General features: G+C 44.1%; 11 protein-coding genes. 5 read left to right on the top strand and 6 right to left on the bottom strand.

Going from position 1 to position 16,346, the window contains the following annotated elements:
* The first annotated feature begins 63 nt into the window (after positions 1-63).
* Positions 64-909, top strand: coding sequence for a 4-hydroxy-3-methylbut-2-enyl diphosphate reductase (locus B3O12_RS11525; RefSeq protein WP_286756385.1), 846 nt, complete (start codon positions 64-66; stop codon positions 907-909).
* A gap of 16 nt (positions 910-925) precedes the next feature.
* Positions 926-1,627 (top strand): fatty acid desaturase, encoded by a 702-nt coding sequence (locus B3O12_RS11520; protein ID WP_286756384.1) that lies wholly within the window; start codon positions 926-928, stop codon positions 1,625-1,627.
* Between the two features lie 92 nt (positions 1,628-1,719).
* On the opposite strand, the gene B3O12_RS11515 is transcribed toward B3O12_RS11520, so the two are convergent.
* The 3 genes from B3O12_RS11515 to B3O12_RS11505 all read right to left on the bottom strand — a co-directional run bounded on the left by B3O12_RS11515 (position 1,720) and on the right by B3O12_RS11505 (position 6,193).
* The gene (locus B3O12_RS11515) at positions 1,720-2,394 is read right to left on the bottom strand and encodes an ABC transporter ATP-binding protein (protein ID WP_189629206.1); all 675 of its coding nucleotides are present in this window, start codon (positions 2,392-2,394) and stop codon (positions 1,720-1,722) included.
* Between the two features lie 137 nt (positions 2,395-2,531).
* Positions 2,532-4,940 carry an ABC transporter permease gene (locus B3O12_RS11510; protein WP_286756383.1) on the bottom strand — a complete coding sequence of 803 codons (2,409 nt, stop codon included), beginning with the start codon at positions 4,938-4,940 and terminating at the stop codon, positions 2,532-2,534.
* Between the two features lie 35 nt (positions 4,941-4,975).
* The gene (locus B3O12_RS11505) at positions 4,976-6,193 is read right to left on the bottom strand and encodes a Pycsar system effector family protein (RefSeq protein WP_286756382.1); all 1,218 of its coding nucleotides are present in this window, start codon (positions 6,191-6,193) and stop codon (positions 4,976-4,978) included.
* A gap of 99 nt (positions 6,194-6,292) precedes the next feature.
* On the opposite strand from B3O12_RS11505, the gene B3O12_RS11500 reads away from it, so the two are divergent.
* Both B3O12_RS11500 and B3O12_RS11495 read left to right on the top strand, forming a co-directional pair.
* The gene (locus tag B3O12_RS11500) at positions 6,293-7,129 is read left to right on the top strand and encodes an SdiA-regulated domain-containing protein (protein WP_189629203.1); all 837 of its coding nucleotides are present in this window, start codon (positions 6,293-6,295) and stop codon (positions 7,127-7,129) included.
* A 109-nt stretch (positions 7,130-7,238) separates the two neighbouring features.
* On the top strand, positions 7,239-10,919 hold the full coding sequence (locus B3O12_RS11495; RefSeq protein ID WP_286756381.1) for a BamA/TamA family outer membrane protein: 3,681 nt from the start codon (positions 7,239-7,241) through the stop codon (positions 10,917-10,919).
* Here B3O12_RS11495 and B3O12_RS11490 read toward each other — a convergent pair whose 3' ends face one another.
* Positions 10,920-13,946 (bottom strand): PAS domain-containing protein, encoded by a 3,027-nt coding sequence (locus tag B3O12_RS11490; protein WP_286756380.1) that lies wholly within the window; start codon positions 13,944-13,946, stop codon positions 10,920-10,922.
* Positions 13,947-14,060: 114 nt separating this feature from the next.
* Here B3O12_RS11490 and B3O12_RS11485 point away from each other — a divergent pair, with 114 nt between their 5' ends.
* Complete coding sequence (locus B3O12_RS11485; RefSeq protein WP_189629199.1) at positions 14,061-14,828, top strand: response regulator; 768 nt, start codon at positions 14,061-14,063, stop codon at positions 14,826-14,828.
* Between the two features lie 6 nt (positions 14,829-14,834).
* Here B3O12_RS11485 and B3O12_RS11480 read toward each other — a convergent pair whose 3' ends face one another.
* Both B3O12_RS11480 and B3O12_RS11475 read right to left on the bottom strand, forming a co-directional pair.
* Entirely contained in the window at positions 14,835-15,755 is a 921-nt protein-coding gene (locus B3O12_RS11480; protein ID WP_286756379.1) for a hypothetical protein, read from the bottom strand.
* 82 nt (positions 15,756-15,837) lie between these two features.
* Positions 15,838-16,266: a c-type cytochrome gene (locus B3O12_RS11475; protein ID WP_229838537.1), complete on the bottom strand. Its 429-nt coding sequence runs from the start codon at positions 16,264-16,266 to the stop codon at positions 15,838-15,840.
* Between the last annotated feature and the right edge of the window lie 80 nt (positions 16,267-16,346).

Here is a 16,346-nt window from a genome sequence, read left to right as displayed (position 1 = left end):
AAAAAATCTTTCTTAAGCACCCCACATTTTCAAACATAAGAACCCCTTCTAAGTTTATGTATTATGTTCAACCTCAGCGTGGATATAGACATTAATTCCGGCTTCTGCTTTGGGGTAGTGTATGCCATAGAAATGGCCGAAGAAATTCTGGATGAAGAAGGTCAACTCTACTGTCTGGGCGACATTGTTCATAACGATGAAGAGGTAAAACGATTAGAGCAAAAGGGGCTTCGGATTATAGACCATACGCAGCTACGATCGTTGCGAAATGCCAAAGTACTTATCCGCGCTCACGGAGAACCCCCAAGCACTTACCAACTGGCCATGCAAAACAATCTTGAGCTCATCGATGCATCGTGCCCGGTAGTACTCAAGCTTCAAAACCGAATTAAAACCAGCTACGACAAGGAGGAAAAAATTTATATCTACGGTAAGCATGGTCATGCTGAAGTAGTAGGGCTTCTAGGCCAGACCAACAACGAGGCAGTGGTTTTTCAAGACCTGGAAGAACTAGACTTAGCAGCACTCCCAAAGGAGATTACCCTCTATTCTCAGACCACTAAAAGTACCCATAAGTTTTACGAGATAAATCAGGTGCTTGAAACCAATGGTATAGCCGTGAAATCCAACGACACCATTTGCCGGCAGGTTTCTAACCGCGACAAAGAGCTACGGGAGTTTGCCAAAAAATTCGATGTAATTGTATTTGTGAGTGGCACCAAATCTTCCAACGGAAAGGTTTTGTATAAGATATGTGCCGAGCAAAACCAGCGTACCCACTTTGTATCGTCAATAAGCGATGTAAAAACCGAGTGGTTTGCTCAAAACGAGACTGTAGGAATTTGCGGAGCCACCTCTACCCCCATGTGGCTTATGGAAGAGGTTAAAAACCACTTAGAAAAGCTATAATTACTAACTTTAGGTTATGGTCACACCCAAAAGCAATAGGGGCATATACGTGGCGCTAATCATTATAGCGCTTTGGTTTGGTGTGCTGACCTGGGCTTTGCAACAACCGGTAAATTCACGTGCACTCATCACCTATTTGCTGATAGCCATTCTCACACATCTCTATACCGGCCTTTTTATTACAGCCCATGATGCCATGCACGGAACAGTGGCCAAAAACAGTAGAATAAATCACTTTATTGGTCACCTTAGTGCGTTACTGTTTAGCTATAATTTCTACAACAGACTGTTTCCAAAACACCACTTACACCACCGACATGTAGCTACAGACCAAGACCCTGATTACCACAGGGGAGGTTTTCTTGCCTGGTACTTCAGCTTTTTGAGGCAATACATTTCGTGGCAACAGATTGTACTCATGGCTATTTCGTTCAATGTACTAAAGCTATGGATTCCTGCCGAAAGGCTGATAGTATACTGGATGCTCCCGGCTGTGCTTTCCACCTTACAGCTTTTCTACTTTGGCACCTACCTGCCCCACCGGGGTGAACACGCTCCCGAAAACCCTCACAAATCGGGAAGTCAGCGACTAAACCATGTGTGGGCGTTTATTAGCTGTTATTTTTTTGGCTATCATTATGAACACCATGCTTCACCCGGCACACCTTGGTGGATGCTCTGGAAGGTTAAAGAAAACTATGCGGCCAGGCAAAAATAAAAGGCTGTCTCAAAGCCTGCCTATGCTATATCTCTATGAGCCTTTGCATATAACAGTCTTTAAAACAGCCCCTTGAATTTAAGAAAAGCCTTTTAGTGTCTATCGTCTTTATCGATAGCTCCATCGACTAAATTGATGGTACGCTTGCCATAGGCGGCATTCTCTTTGGAGTGGGTCACCTGAACAATAGTCATTCCCTCCTGATTGAGCTTTTGAAAAAGCTTCATGATTTCTTCTGCCTGATCGGAATGTAAGTTTCCGGTGGGCTCATCGGCCAAAAGCAATTTAGGTTGCCCAATGAGGGCTCTTGCCACCCCTACCAACTGCTGCTGACCACCGGAAAGCTGCTCCGGAAAGAGGTCTTTCTTGGCAACCATTTGAAAGCGATCGAGCATTTCGGCCACCAAGCTTTTACGCTCCTTGCTCTTTACTCCTTTGTATAAGAGCGGGGTTTCAATGTTTTCGTAAACAGTGAGTTCGTCAATAAGGTGATAGGCCTGAAAGACAAATCCAATATGATGCTTATGTAAATCGCTACGCTTGCGCTCCTTCATGCGGTGAATAGGTTCATCGAAGAAGTAATACTCTCCCTGTGATGGCTCATCCAACATTCCAATAATGTTCATAAGAGTGGACTTACCCGCCCCAGAAGGGCCCATTATGGTTACAAATTCACCTTGTTCTATATCTAAATCTATGCCTTTAAGTATGAAGGTTCTCTGGTATTTTGAATCAACGAACTTGTCGATGTCGCGAAGTTTTATCATCTGATTAGTTTAAGTTTTGACCTAATGGGTTTAACAATTGATATGCCAATAGCGAATATATTGATTTTAGCCATTTGGCAGCTTCATCAGCTCTACAAAGTGTACAATATCGGCCACATTTGTTCATTATTGACACGCTATTCTGACCGAAGAGCCCGAACAGGATTTGAGCGCGCGGCCTGATAGGTTTTATAACTTACGGTGAGCAGAGCAATACACATAGCCACCAGACCTGCCAACAAAAAAGTAATTATCGAAGGCGTTATAGCAAAAGCGAAATTCTGCAACCACCAACCGGTTAGGTAGTATGCCGCAGGCGCAGCAATAACAAAAGCCACAACAATGAGCAAAGCAAAATCGCGCGATAGCAGGTACAACACCTGTCCAATTGAGGCTCCTAACACTTTTCGTACACCAATCTCTTTTATGCGTTGTTCGGTGCTGTAGGAGGCCAAGCCAAACAACCCCAGGCAAGCTATTCCAATGGCTAGGGCGGCAAAGAAAATCACCAATTGCCCCAGCTCTTTCTCATTTTCATAGTACGTATTCAGGTCATCGGCCAGAAACGAATATTCGAAAGGTTGGGAAGGAGCCATGGATGACCAAACCGACCGAACGTGTTCGATTACCTGACCAGAGGCCTCTGGCCTGAGTTTTACAAAAACGTACTGAAAATTGGGAAAGAAATAAGCGTAAAAGCAAGACTCCGTACCTCTTTGCAAGGGTTCAAAATTAATATCATCGATTACTCCAATGATCTGTTTACGCTGCCACTGACCACCAAAATTTTGCACATCGATAAACCTTCCCACAGCATCATTCTCCATATTGAGCTCTCGCGAAGCTCTTTTATTGATAATAATAGCCTCTGTTGAATCGGTTGGAATGGACGGATCGAAATTGCGGCCTTCCAGAAGCTCTATCTCCATTACTTCAAGGTAGTTAAGGTCAATATTGATACCGGCCAGATTGAGTCCATCAACTTCTTCCGAAACCGTTTCTGATTTCACAAAAACTATAGGCCGAAGGCCACCGGGCTTAGAAAAAGTGGCCGTAACGGCCTCCACATCGGGACTTTTAATTAGTTCATTCTTAAATGCCTCAAGCTTTGGGGTAATAGCCTGGTTGGTATTGGAAACCATTAGCACATGTTCTTTCTGAAAACCCAAAGGTTTACTTGTAAGGAAGTTGAGTTGTTTGTAAACGATGGCCGTACCAATAATCATGACAATGGAAATAACAAACTGAAATACGACCAGTGCTTTTCTAAAAAAGCCGGAGCTGCCCATGCCCGGAACAAGCTTACCCTTGAGTACTACTACGGGCTTAAAAGCTGAGAGAAAAAGGGCCGGATAGCTCCCTGAACCCAGACCAATAATGAGCACTATGGCCACTAAAATTAACACTACCTCCGGTTGATAGAGCATATCCGTACTAACCGGCCTGTTAACCAAATTGGCAAACCAGCCCAGTAACAGCCCTACAATGAGCAGAGACAAGAGCGCGGAGATCACTGAAAGAACAAGCGACTCGCCCAAAAACTGAGCGATAAGCTGTTTTTTATAGGCTCCTAAAACTTTTCTTATACCTACCTCCTGGGCTCTTCGGGCCGACCGGGCCGTTGCCAGATTCATATAGTTGATTCCGGCAATGATGAGCACAAACAAGCCTACGGCCGAAAATATATAGACAAAATCCATGCTGCCATTCACAGCAATCTCATTGCGCAAGTTGGAGCTGAGATGAATATCTTCCAGAGCCGTAAAATCAGGGTTAAACATGTGCTGCCTGGCCTCCTCCACATTGGCTATCTTCAGCTCTTCTAGTTTATTAGAAACGATTGTGACGTCTTCTGGCCTGGCAAGTCTTATGTAAGAATAGAACCCATCATTACCCCAACTATTGAGTATGTTGCCATTGTTCATTTGGCGAAGGGTAAGATTGGAAAACACCATATCCAACTGAATATGAGTATTACCCGGAAGATTCTTTAGTATACCCGATACTTCATATTCTGTCTCATTTTGGCCTTTTACTTTCAGAGTTCTCCCTACAGCCTGAGTAGTGCCGAAATACCTTATGGCGGCCGCCTCCGTGAGTACCACTCGGTTGGGAGCATTGAGTACATCGGCCGGTCTTCCCTGTTGCAGCTCAAAATTGAAAAACTCCAGAAAGTTCGGGTCGGCAAAGAAGGAATCATCTTCCTTAAAAAGCTCAGTTCCTACTTCAATAACTAATTGCTGACCTCCTCCACTTAAACGTGTAAAATCCAACACTTCCGGCAACTGACTGGTAAGGGCAGGTGCTACGGCCGAAGGGCAAGTAGGATACTTGTAGTTACCACTGCTTAGCCTTAATTCATTGTTTATTCGGTAAATGCTGTCTGAATGACTATGGAATTTATCAAAGCTAAGCTTAAACCGAACAATTAGGAGAATGAATAAGAAGGAGGAAATACCGAGAGTAAGTCCAAAAATATTGACCCCGGCATAACCCGGGTGCTTGCGTATGGTACGCAAGGCTACCAGAAAATAACTCTTTAACATGAACCTATTTAGCCAGTAAGTTCAAGAAAATCAAGCTAAAAGGTATAGAAGCCGGTTTGTTCTTGTGGAGGAAAGAGAAGCATGGCACATACAAAGGCTATGATTGAAATAACAAAGCCAATCATAAAAAAGGTATAGCATGCCCGTAGCAATTTGTACTTCTTACCCAGCACCACACCCAAAAAATAAATGTCTTTGATAAAGCTACCATAGAGGTAATCTCCATCCTTCATCATTTCGCGCATACCCCACTCGTATCGATCCAGATCCATCTTATGAAAGTTACCAAAGAAAAGAAGGTTAGTACGCTTGCTCAAAACCTCTGCATCGGTAAAAACACCTGAAGATACATTTGGCCGTGTAGCCAAAATGGCCAATACTATGGTGGTAAGACAAACCACAATAAGCACAATGGTAGGAATTACCAGGTTCGGATATTCATATAGTTTTCTGATGAGTACTGAAACCACCACCGACAGAATAATGGTATTGACTGAAATCATGATATTGGCCTTATTATCGGCCATAGCGCTCAATTCCAAATGGTTTTTAGAGGTGGTTCTAAACATCGTTTCAATACCCCTATCCGGCTTTTGTTCGGTCTTCTTCTCCAGTTTAGCCAGCTTTTTTTCGAGCTTCTTCACATACTTACTGTCAGACTCTCCCTTTTTGGCTTTCTTTATCTGTTGCAGGTTTTCTTCTTTTATGGGTTGCAGGTGTTTTTTGGCAAATTCAGTAAAATACTCATGGTCTTTGAAGAAGTTGTAATTCATCTCGTTCCACAAAGAAGGGTCAATCTCTTTGTCTTTTACGTGTTCAATCTCCCGGTGCATACGCTCCGACATCATTTCATAGTCAGTACAAGCCAAATGGTGCAAATCGGCATCACAAAGCACTTCTTCCATTAGGTTTTTAGGAGATTGAGGAATGCGTGTGGCCATTATACAGCCCTCAATAGCCTCTATTCTTGCAGCCTCTACCTTCTCTTTTTCCAAAAATGAGCGAGCCAACTTGGCACTGGTGGCTTCGTGGTAATCGCAGCCATGCGTATACCCCACATCATGAAACCAGGCAGCAATGGTTACCGTCTCCAGCTCCTTCTCATTCAGCCCTGACTCACGCCCAATCATTCGGGCGGCATCTACCACTCGTTCGGTATGATTGTAGTTATGATAAACAAACTTTTCAGGAAGCTCTCTTTCGAGCAACTCCTTACAATACGATTGAACTTTAGCTATGAGCGATTCTGCCACTTTTTCGGATTATGAACTAAATATATGTGCTCTGTCTGAATTTACCTGAAAATCAACACTTATTAGGAATGATCAAAAGCTTATTTTTGTTCCATCGTCATGCCAACTAAACTCTGCTTTGTCATTCTCCTTTTCCTAAGTTTGGGAACCTCCATTTGGGCTCAAAAACATCAAAAACCACCCTATTCCTTAGATTCCCCAACAGCCGTATACAGGCTCCCAGACTATTTGGAAGAGGTTTCCGGACTCACCTACTATGCCCCGGGTCAACTTGCTATGCACAACGATGAGAATGGCAGAATGTATGTGTTTGACCTGGAAAAAAGAAAAGTTGTACAACGTGTGCGTTTTGGAGGTGATGGCGATTTTGAAGGAATTGAGCGCATAGGAGATCACATTTATGTGATTAAAAGCAATGGCAAACTATACCGTTTTCATGTGGGCTTAGAAGGGGTTGTGGAAGAAATAAGCACTCCTTTTCATGTAGGCAATAATGTAGAAGGCTTGGGCTACGATGCCCAAAAACATTTGCTACTCATTGCCTTAAAAGACGATGGCGATGTGGATAAAGTAAAAGTGAAAGGGAAGGCTATTTACGGCTTCGATCTAAAGGAGGAGAAGTTCATCAAGCTCCCTATTTATTCGGTGAGTCATAAGCAACTAGAACAGGTAGTGGGCAAAGACTTTAAGTTTCATCCTTCGGGCATAGCCATTCACCCACTCACCGGAGAGGCTTATGTACTCTCTGCACACAAAAGGGCACTTATGGTCTTTGGCACAGATGGAAAACCCAAGAATCTAACGGAACTGAAAAGAAGTCTTTTCCCTCAACCGGAAGGAATTGCCTTTGCCCCCAATGGCGACTTGTTCATTTCCAATGAAGTTGAAGGCGATGGAGGCACGTTACTTTGGTTTAAACTGAATAACGGCAATTAATGCAGGGCCTCTTTTGGCTGTAAAAGTTAATAAGACCTGTTTATCTTTAAATTAGCGCAGCCAATAGAACCTTTAGATGTACATTTCTGTTGCCACCAAAACAAAATTCATGTCGAGGCCACTGCTCATTCTATTTTTTTTGCTCGCTGGTTTTACCGCCAGTGCTTTTCAAAGTCAACCTCCACGATATTCCTTATTTCTAATTGGCGATGCCGGAGAACCATATGAAAACCCGGTACTCACCTTGCTCAGGCAAGAGCTAACGGCAGCAGGAGAAAATGCCGGAGTAGTTTTTCTGGGCGATAACATATACCCAAAGGGCATGCCTCCGGCCGACCATCCGCTTCGTGCCGAAGCGGAGAAGGCCATTGATGGACAAATTGACGCTGTAAAGGGCTTTGCAGGCACAACCATCTTTATTCCCGGCAACCACGATTGGGCTCAGGGAAAAGATTATGGGTTGGAATGGCTTAAAATTCAGCAGCGGTATGTAGAAAAGGCGCTTAACAACACCAATATCTGGCTGCCTCCCAATGGTTGCCCCGGCCCTGTAGAGATTAATCTCTCCGAGGGCATTACACTTGTAGCCATAGACACTCAGTGGTTTCTTCATAAGGGCAAAAAGCCCGAAAACAGCAACGACTGTGGCGTATCGTCTTTGGCCGAGGCCGGAGAACAACTTCAGGATATTATTAGGAGAAATACTCACAAGAAGCTGGTGGTGGTCTCTCATCACCCTATGTATACCTATGGTATTCATGGAGGAGTGTTCAGCCTTAAAGACCACCTATTTCCGCTTACGGCCTCCAAACGACTCAAGAATTTTTACCTCCCCTTACCGGGGCTGGGCTCAATTTATCCGCTCTATCGCAAAGTGTTTGGCAATATTCAAGACAATACCCACCCCATTTACAAGCAGTTTCGCGATGGGCTGGTGCAACTCATGCAACAACACCCCGATGTTATACATGCAGCAGGCCATGAACACGCCCTTGAACACATTGCAAAAGAAGGAATGCACTTTGTAGTAAGCGGTTCAGGTGCCAAAAACAATGCTCATGTAAAACAGAAAGGCGATGCCTTGTTTGCCCAAAACACCATGGGGTTTGCACGAATAGACTACCTGCACAACGGCAAAGTCGTACTCCGGTTCATTACCCCTGAAAACGGTGAAGCAAAAACATTATATGAGGCCACTCTCTCCGAACGAGAATGGCAGCCCTCGCCCAAAGACTTATTGGCCGAGTTCGATACTGATCAATTCAAGGATAAAGACACTGTATTTGCCGCTAGCTTAAAATACCACAACCGTAGTGCTCTGCACGAAGCACTCTTTGGAGAAAACTACCGGCAGGAATGGGCCACACCAATTGAGTTGCCGGTTTTTGATATTGGCAGTGTAAAAGGAGGATTGAGAATATTAAAAAAGGGAGGCGGACACCAAACCACCTCTCTGAGACTGGAGGCTCAAGACGGCAAACAGTATGTCTTACGATCTATGGACAAAAACCCTGCTTTGACCTTGCCTCCCGAACTAAGGCGCACCTTCATAAAAAGTATTGTTCAAGATGGTATCTCCTCTTCTCACCCCTATGCACCATTTGTAATTCCGCCCCTGGCCGAAGCTGCAGGAATATTCCACGCCAATCCTAAGGTTTATTTTATACCGGACGATCCCCGTTTTGGCATATACCGCGAAGACTTTGCCAACACTATGGCCATTTTTGAAGAACGCGCCAATAAAGAACACATTGAAGAATCCTTTTTTGGAGCCGGAGACGATGTAGAGTCGAGCATAGACCTGTACGAAAAACTCAGAGACGACAATGATGAAAAAGTCGATCAGGTATTTGTGGTGCGAAACAGGCTCTTCGACATGTGGCTAGGCGATTGGGACAGGCACGATGACCAATGGCGATGGGTTGAATATGACCTGAAAGACGATAAGAAGCTGTATAAACCAATACCCCGCGATCGCGATGTGGTATTCTTTGCCGGTGAGGGTGTCTTTAAGAAACTGGCCGCTTCCAAATGGGCTCAGCCTGCTCTAAAGGGTTTTCATGATGAAATAGACTATACCCCTGCCTACGGCTTTTATAGAATTCGGTGGTTCGATAGGTACTTTATGACGGAACCTTCTGAAGAAGACTGGGTGAATCAGGCCAAAGAACTACAAGCAGCCCTCACAGATGAAGTGATTGAACAGGCATTCAAAGTTTGGCCAAAGCAAATCTTCGACCTGCATGGCGAGGAGATTATACGAAAGCTCAAAAACCGCAGAGACCGGCTTCATGAATATGCCGCTGACTACTACAAATTTTTGTCGAAAACGGTGAACGTACTGGGCAGCGACAAGAGAGAGTGGTTTATAGTAAAACGCCTTAGCGATGAAGAAACCCAGGTAGAAGTGTATAAAATATCTGATAAGGGCAACCGGGATCAGTTGCTCTATCAACGTACATTTAAGACTTCAGAAACTGAAGAAATACGACTTTTTGGTTTCGACCAGGAAGATGAGTTTGAACTGTGGGGCAATGTAAATAAAGGTATAGTTGTACGAATCATTGGCGGAGATGGAGAAGATATGGTAGTAGACAAAAGCCGGGTAAAAGGACTAAAAAAACACACTGTGGTTTACGACAAGTCCCTCAATACAATCCTGGACCCCAGCAAAGAAACCAAAGACCTGACCACCGATAAGGATCCGCTCATAAACCACTACAATATGGAGGAGTTCGACTTTGACGTGCTAATGCCACTTGTTGGATTCAACTATAACCCGGACGATGGTGTTTTTCTTGGAGGTGGGTTTATGTATAAGAGTGATGGCTTTCGCAAGGAGCCTTTTGCTGCAAAGCACACTTTGCTGGCCAGCTATGCGCTGGCCACCAGCTCATATAGCCTGGACTACAGCGGTGAATGGGTTGATGCTCTGGGCAAAGCCAACCTGTTGCTCGATATGGAAATAAAGGCTCCTAACTTTGTGAACAACTTCTTTGGTTTGGGCAATGAGTCGGCCTACGACAAAGACCAACCCCTAACCTACTACCGCACCCGCTACGAATCCTATTTTGTCAACCCGGCCCTAAGCTTTCAGGTAGGGTCAAAGGCTCATTTTAAGGTAGGCCTTAGGTTTTGGGACGTGGAGATAGAAAAGAATGACAACCGCTTTATCTCCAACTTTGCAGAAAATGGGCTTGATCCAAGTCTACTGGAAAATCACAGAACCTATTTAGGAGCTAACCTGGGCTTTTACCTGGATACCCGAGACGATGCCGTTTTTGCCAAGCGGGGCATCACTTTTAACACCGAACTGCTGTATGACAACGGGCTAAACGAACTATCTGCAAACAGTGCGCGCTGGCGCTCCGACCTTACATTTCGTTGGATTATGGATGGCTTCGGGCGCACCTCAATGGCTACCCGTGTAGGCTACCACAAATCGTTTGGCGATTTTGAGTTTTTCCAGGCCAGTTATCTCGATGGCTTCAATACCCTGAGAGGGTATAGAAGATACCGCTTTGCAGGTGAAAGCAGCTTCTACCATCAGCTAGACCTAAGAATAGATTTACTAGAGTGGAGGAATTACTTTCTGCCGGCCAGAGTTGGTCTTCTGTTTTTCAACGATTTGGGCAGGGTATGGATAAGCGGAGAAAACTCCAACCAATGGCATCATGGCTATGGTGGAGGGGTATACCTTACTCCATTCGGCCGTTTTGCTGTAAACATTCTACTGGCGAAATCTGAAGAAACTCTTTTGCCTCTCTTCAGGCTCGGTTTTTACTTTTAACTAAACATTGGGAATGGCAATGGTAAAGGTAGTTCCTTTGTGTACTTCCGACTGAAAGGAAATGGTACCACCATGCATCTCAATAAATTGTTTGACTATTACCAGCCCCAAACCGGTGCCGTCAATATCGCCCACGTTGGAGGCTCTTGAGAACGACTCGAACAAGCTGGCCTGATCTTTCTTAGGAATTCCTATTCCGTAGTCTTTGACCTTTAGCTGTACCGAATCAGGTTCGTAAATGATGATAACTTCCGGATCTTTTTTATTCCCCGAATATTTAAGGGCGTTGTTAATGAGGTTGGATATGGCATGAGAAATGAGTTGGCTATCGAGTAATAGCTGTCTTTCCTGCCCCTCAATTTTCAATTGCACCTTGCGGTCTTTAAACTGCACCTGACACTCCAGTATTACCTGGCGAACAATTCCCGTTAGCGAAGTAATGTCTTTTTTCAATTGGGTTTTTCCAACATCCAGCCTACCCAGGGTAAACACGTCCTTCAAAAGAGCATTGAGGCGATCCAGTTCTGTACGAATTCGACTCACGTGTTTCACCAGACGGTTATCGTTTATTTCTGCCTTGTTTTCCAGATACATGCTTATGAGCTCGTTGCTGGACTGAATGGTGGTGAGGGGTGTTCTAAACTCGTGAGATGCCATGGAAATAAAGCTCGACTTAAGCTTGTTGAGCTGTCGCTCCTTTTCTATTACGTTCACAATTTCCGTAATGTCTCTTGTAGAGGTAAGTACAAATTGTGTTTCCTGATCGCTATTCAGGACCGCACTCATTGAAACTCCTGCCCAGAAATACTCTCCATTCTTTTTCTTGTAACGATACTGCGTAATGGTATTCTTGCGCTTGTTTTTTGCGGTTTCTTCGAACACCTCAATGGCTCGCTTATAATCATCAGGGTGAATAAGGTCTGCCAGGGTAAGCTCCATCTTTTCTTCTACGGAATAGCCCAACAGCCTTGAACAAGAGGGCGATACAAAAGTAAAAGTAGCATCGAGCTTATGTAAGCAAATAACATCGGCAGAATTTTCAGACACTAGCTTATACTGCTCTTCTTTCGCCTTTAGGCGCTCTTCTGTAAGCTTCTTGTCTGTGATGTCAATTTTATTGGCTCTAAAGTAGATGGGGTTCTGATGCTCATCCAGAATAATTCCGCCTGTGGCTTTCATCCATCGCCAGCTGCCATTCTTGTGCTTGTATCGGAAGATCATCGTTCTTTCCTTGATCTTCTTCTCAAGGGTTTCTACAAAGCCTTTTTCAATATCGGGCAGGTCTTCCGGATGCACAAAGTTGCGTGTATTCTGACCAATTACCTCATCTACCTCCCAGCCCATTGCTTCCTTAATAGAAGGAGTAATAAACACGTAGTTACCTTCAACATCCATGAGCGTCACAATGTCGTTGGAGTTTTCGGTAATAAGCTTGTAGCGCTCCTCGCTTTCCTTTAGCTGTCGTTGAGCTTCTACCCTGTCCGTTACATTTCTTGTGCTTGTTTGTAAAAACATAGGCTCGCCCTGGTCGTCCAGAATAGCTCCTCCAACAGTTTCCAGCCATTCGAGGCTGCCATTTTTGTGCCTGGCCTGAAAAGTTATGGAAACGGTTTTCAGCTTACCTTGAATTACGCCCAGCATGGTGTCTGACACCTTATGTAAATATTCTTCGGTAATAATATCTCTTAGCCTCATACTAGCTAGTTCGCCCGGAGTGTAACCCAGGACGTCTTTCGATGAAGGCGACACAAAAACAAAGCGCCCATTGAGCTCCTGAAGGCATATACAGTCGCTCGAATTTTCTGAAATAAGCTTATACTTCGCTTCGCTTTCTCTCAGTTTGGTTTGAGCCTCCTTGAGGGAGGTAATGTTGGAAAGAGAACCCACAGCTCTAAGGGGAACTCCCTTGTCGCTGTAAATAATGCCAGCCTTAAAAAGGGCCCAGATTATTTTGTTTTCGGCTCCTGAAAGCCTGAACTCCAGGGTGAGTTTTTCCTTCTTCTCTTCCAGGTGCTGGTTGAGCACCACAATGAATTCCTTTCGGTCTACTTCGTGAAGGTATTTGGCTATTAACTGATCATCCAGTGGGTTTTCTTCCGGAGGCAGCCCCATACCTTCCCAAAACTGAGGAGAAAGGTAAGACTTCTTGGTGTGGAAATCATATTCCCAAATAGCATCATTGGTTCCTTCAACCGCCAACTGATATCGCTCATTACTCTCCTGAAGCTGTTTTTCAAGATTTTTACGATCGGTAATGTCTTGTAGAATGGTAATAAAGCACTCCTGATTCTGAAAATCGAGTGGCATGGTGGAAGCACTTACCCAAAACGATTCGCCCTTTTTGTTGCGCAACACAAGCTCATGCCCCTGAATATGGCCTTCGTTCTGTAATCGTTCTATATAAGACTTCCGACCCTCAAAGTTCTGGTAAAACTGAATTACCTTTTTGCCCAGAAAATCTATGGGAGACATCTCATAAACCTTAAAAAGCACTTCATTGGCAAAAATGACCTGACCATCTTCTTTTGTAGAAATAAAAACCGGGTCGGGCAGTGCATCTACAATTGCTTTTAATCGCTGCTGACTAAGCTCCAGATTGAGCCTGGAACGCCTTATATGGTCTATGTCTATGGTTATTCCATCGAGCCGAACAGGTTTCTCATTTTCATAAAGCACACTTATCCGGTCGCGGAAATAACGAAACTGATCCTTTTTACGAAGGGCCCTATAGGAGTAGCTCGCATTGCCTGAACTAAGCGCATTGACCACCTCTTCCAGCACTCGTTCCCGATCATCGGGATGTATACATTGCTGCCATTCTTCCATGGTTCGGGGTGGCGGATCCAGTTCATCAGGGTTACCAAATCGTTCGATTGGATTATTGTGATAGATGATTTCATAAGGCTCAGAAGTGAGGTCTATTGACCAAATTGCCTCAGTCAAATTATTGATAACAGACTGAAGCTCAACCGATCTGCTTTTTACATCTATTAATTCGTTCGTAACATCTTTTAAAATGTTTTCCATCACTTGAGCGCTTAAGAAGGGCGTATTTTGGATAATTTTAAGTTACTATTTTAGTAGTTTTCGACCAATTAACCTCGATATTTAAGATATTCACCTAACCAAATAACTGACATCATGGACAGCGATTACCAGAACAGTCCCAAAATATTGATCGTTGAGGACGAGCCATTCATTGCTGAAAATCTTCAAGAGATGCTAGGCATCTTTGGCTATGAGAATACAGAAATAGCCAATTCGGCCAATCAGGCCATTAAAGCGATTAAAAGTTCCCGACCTGATTTGATCTTGCTCGATGTTAAAATTAAGGGTGACCAAGATGGTATTGAACTAGGCGGTATTATTAAAGAGCAGTATAAAGTTCCTTTTGTTTATATCACTTCTTATTCTGACAAAGAAACCGTTAGTCGTGCAAAACAGACTCAGCCTTTAGGCTTCATTGTAAAACCTTTTACAAAAGACGATGTTTATGCCGCCATAGAAGTGGCCTTGTTCAACAAAAATCGCCTGGCGAGTATTCAGGGTGAGCGACTACCCGAAAACAACCCAACTACTTATAACAACGACTCCATCTTTATTAAGAAGAAAAGCTTGTTGGAGAAGGTGAAATATGAGGATTTGGAATGGATTGAAGCCGATGGAAACCACATTACGATTCATGCCAAAGACGGCAGAGATTTTACCATACGCAAGTCGCTAAAGGAAATTACCGACAGACTGCCAAAAGACCGGTTTTTACGTGTACACAAATCGTTTGTGGTATTGGTAGACTCGGTTACGGCCATCGATACCAGCTATGTGTATCTGGGCAATAAGAAAATTCCAATTGGCAGGTCGTATTACAATGCCTTTACCGCAACACTGAACACGATTAGCGCCAGCTAGAGCAGCTCAATTTCTGTTATAACGAAACAAAACTACGGGTGAGGAACCGTTGGCTTCGCTAATGGTATAATAGGCATTGTGGCTGGAGTCCCAGGCAATAGCTTCTCCCTGGGGCTCTCTGGTATAGTTTAACCTAAGAGGGGTTTTGCTTAACATCTCCTGTATACTTTCTGTTGCTGATCGCTTCCAATAGTATACGTTTTCATAATTTTTGAGCAAGAGCTCGGTTCCATCGGCCGAAAGATCGGCTGCCGTAACAAAAGTGAAAGGAATGACCGCAACACGTTCGGCAACATTTTCTGAGCTAAGGCTTTGAGGGTAAGGCAGGCGATAGACAATTACACTGGGTTCTCGTTTGGTGACAATGTAAATATCTCGTGTGGCCGGATCCACAAACAAAGCTTCTGCGTCTCTGGCACCATCGGCATACCGATAGGTTATGGTTTCGTAATCTGTTGCACTTACTGTATAGGTAGCAGGTATATCGGCCACCGTAAGGTCCGGCTCAGGCACCCTGTAAATAACGCAATTGGCCCGAACCGCACGGTTATCGCCAATGTCAGCAGCATATAAATAATTTACTTGATCTACAGGCCCCGGGCCAATAGCCATATCTTCCCAATCAACATTTTGAGCCCCGTTAAGAATAAGCCGACTGGAATCGGCTCCTGTCTGAGTAAACAGAAAAAACTGAGGGTCTCCCCCGCTATCGTTGTGAGACCAAAAGTAAAACGGATTGGATCGGCTATTGACCAGCCCAGAAGCTTCGTCTAACTGAGGAATCTGAATCTGGGCTTGTTCCTGAGCCCGGCCAAAGGCATTGGACACTTCCTGATCGCTGAATTGCGGATTGGTATCATTTTCCGGACTTTTACATCCGTGAGCACTAAATAGCAATACAAACAAAAAAGCAGTCATACTTCTCATCCACTGATTCATTAAGCAAAAATGCACTACAGGTTTCAAAGTGTTAACTGCTTTCTCGACCGATTATTTTTCGGATACTTGCTTATTTGAGACTTGCTCTTACTTTGGCTACCTGCTCTTTAGTCACCATTTTCTCGGCTTTATTGCCCCACGAGTTCATCACGTAGTTCAATACATTGGCTATATCCTCATCGTCTAAGCCAGAGGCAGGCATTACCTGATTGTACTTTTTACCGTTTACGGTTATTTCTCCGCTCAAGCCCTGAATAAGGTTTTTAATGTTGCGGTCTACATCTTTCATCAGGTAGTCAGACTTGGCCAAAGGAGGAAAAACATTAGGAATTCCCTGGCCTTTGTCCATATGGCAGGCCAAACATACGGCATCGTATGTAGTCTTTCCGGCTGCCATACTTTTTTTCAGTGCATCGCTCTGGTCGACTGACTTAAATGAGAAAGAGGCTAACAAAAACCCTCCAAACAGGGCTAGTAAAGTCATTTTCTTAGTGTTCATAAGCGCGTTTCTTCTTGAATTTTCTAAACTAATGAAGTTTCGCAATTTTCACGTTGCAAAACGGGTAATTAATTGGCTTA

This window comes from Roseivirga sp. UBA838, from assembly GCF_002296035.1.
Classification (GTDB): domain Bacteria; phylum Bacteroidota; class Bacteroidia; order Cytophagales; family Cyclobacteriaceae; genus Roseivirga; species Roseivirga thermotolerans.
This window is presented reverse-complemented; position numbering and strand designations above follow the sequence as displayed.

Bases quoted from the DNA above. Each gene is read 5' to 3' on its own strand.
- B3O12_RS11480 (WP_286756379.1), bottom strand. From the start codon at position 15,755: ATGAGAAGTATGACTGCTTTTTTGTTTGTATTGCTATTTAGTGCTCAC.
- B3O12_RS11520 (WP_286756384.1), top strand. From the start codon at position 926: ATGGTCACACCCAAAAGCAATAGGGGCATATACGTGGCGCTAATCATT.
- B3O12_RS11500 (WP_189629203.1), top strand. From the start codon at position 6,293: ATGCCAACTAAACTCTGCTTTGTCATTCTCCTTTTCCTAAGTTTGGGA.
- B3O12_RS11510 (WP_286756383.1), bottom strand. From the start codon at position 4,940: ATGTTAAAGAGTTATTTTCTGGTAGCCTTGCGTACCATACGCAAGCAC.
- B3O12_RS11490 (WP_286756380.1), bottom strand. From the start codon at position 13,946: ATGGAAAACATTTTAAAAGATGTTACGAACGAATTAATAGATGTAAAA.
- B3O12_RS11485 (WP_189629199.1), top strand. From the start codon at position 14,061: ATGGACAGCGATTACCAGAACAGTCCCAAAATATTGATCGTTGAGGAC.
- B3O12_RS11475 (WP_229838537.1), bottom strand. From the start codon at position 16,266: ATGAACACTAAGAAAATGACTTTACTAGCCCTGTTTGGAGGGTTTTTG.
- B3O12_RS11515 (WP_189629206.1), bottom strand. From the start codon at position 2,394: ATGATAAAACTTCGCGACATCGACAAGTTCGTTGATTCAAAATACCAG.
- B3O12_RS11495 (WP_286756381.1), top strand. From the start codon at position 7,239: ATGTCGAGGCCACTGCTCATTCTATTTTTTTTGCTCGCTGGTTTTACC.
- B3O12_RS11525 (WP_286756385.1), top strand. From the start codon at position 64: ATGTTCAACCTCAGCGTGGATATAGACATTAATTCCGGCTTCTGCTTT.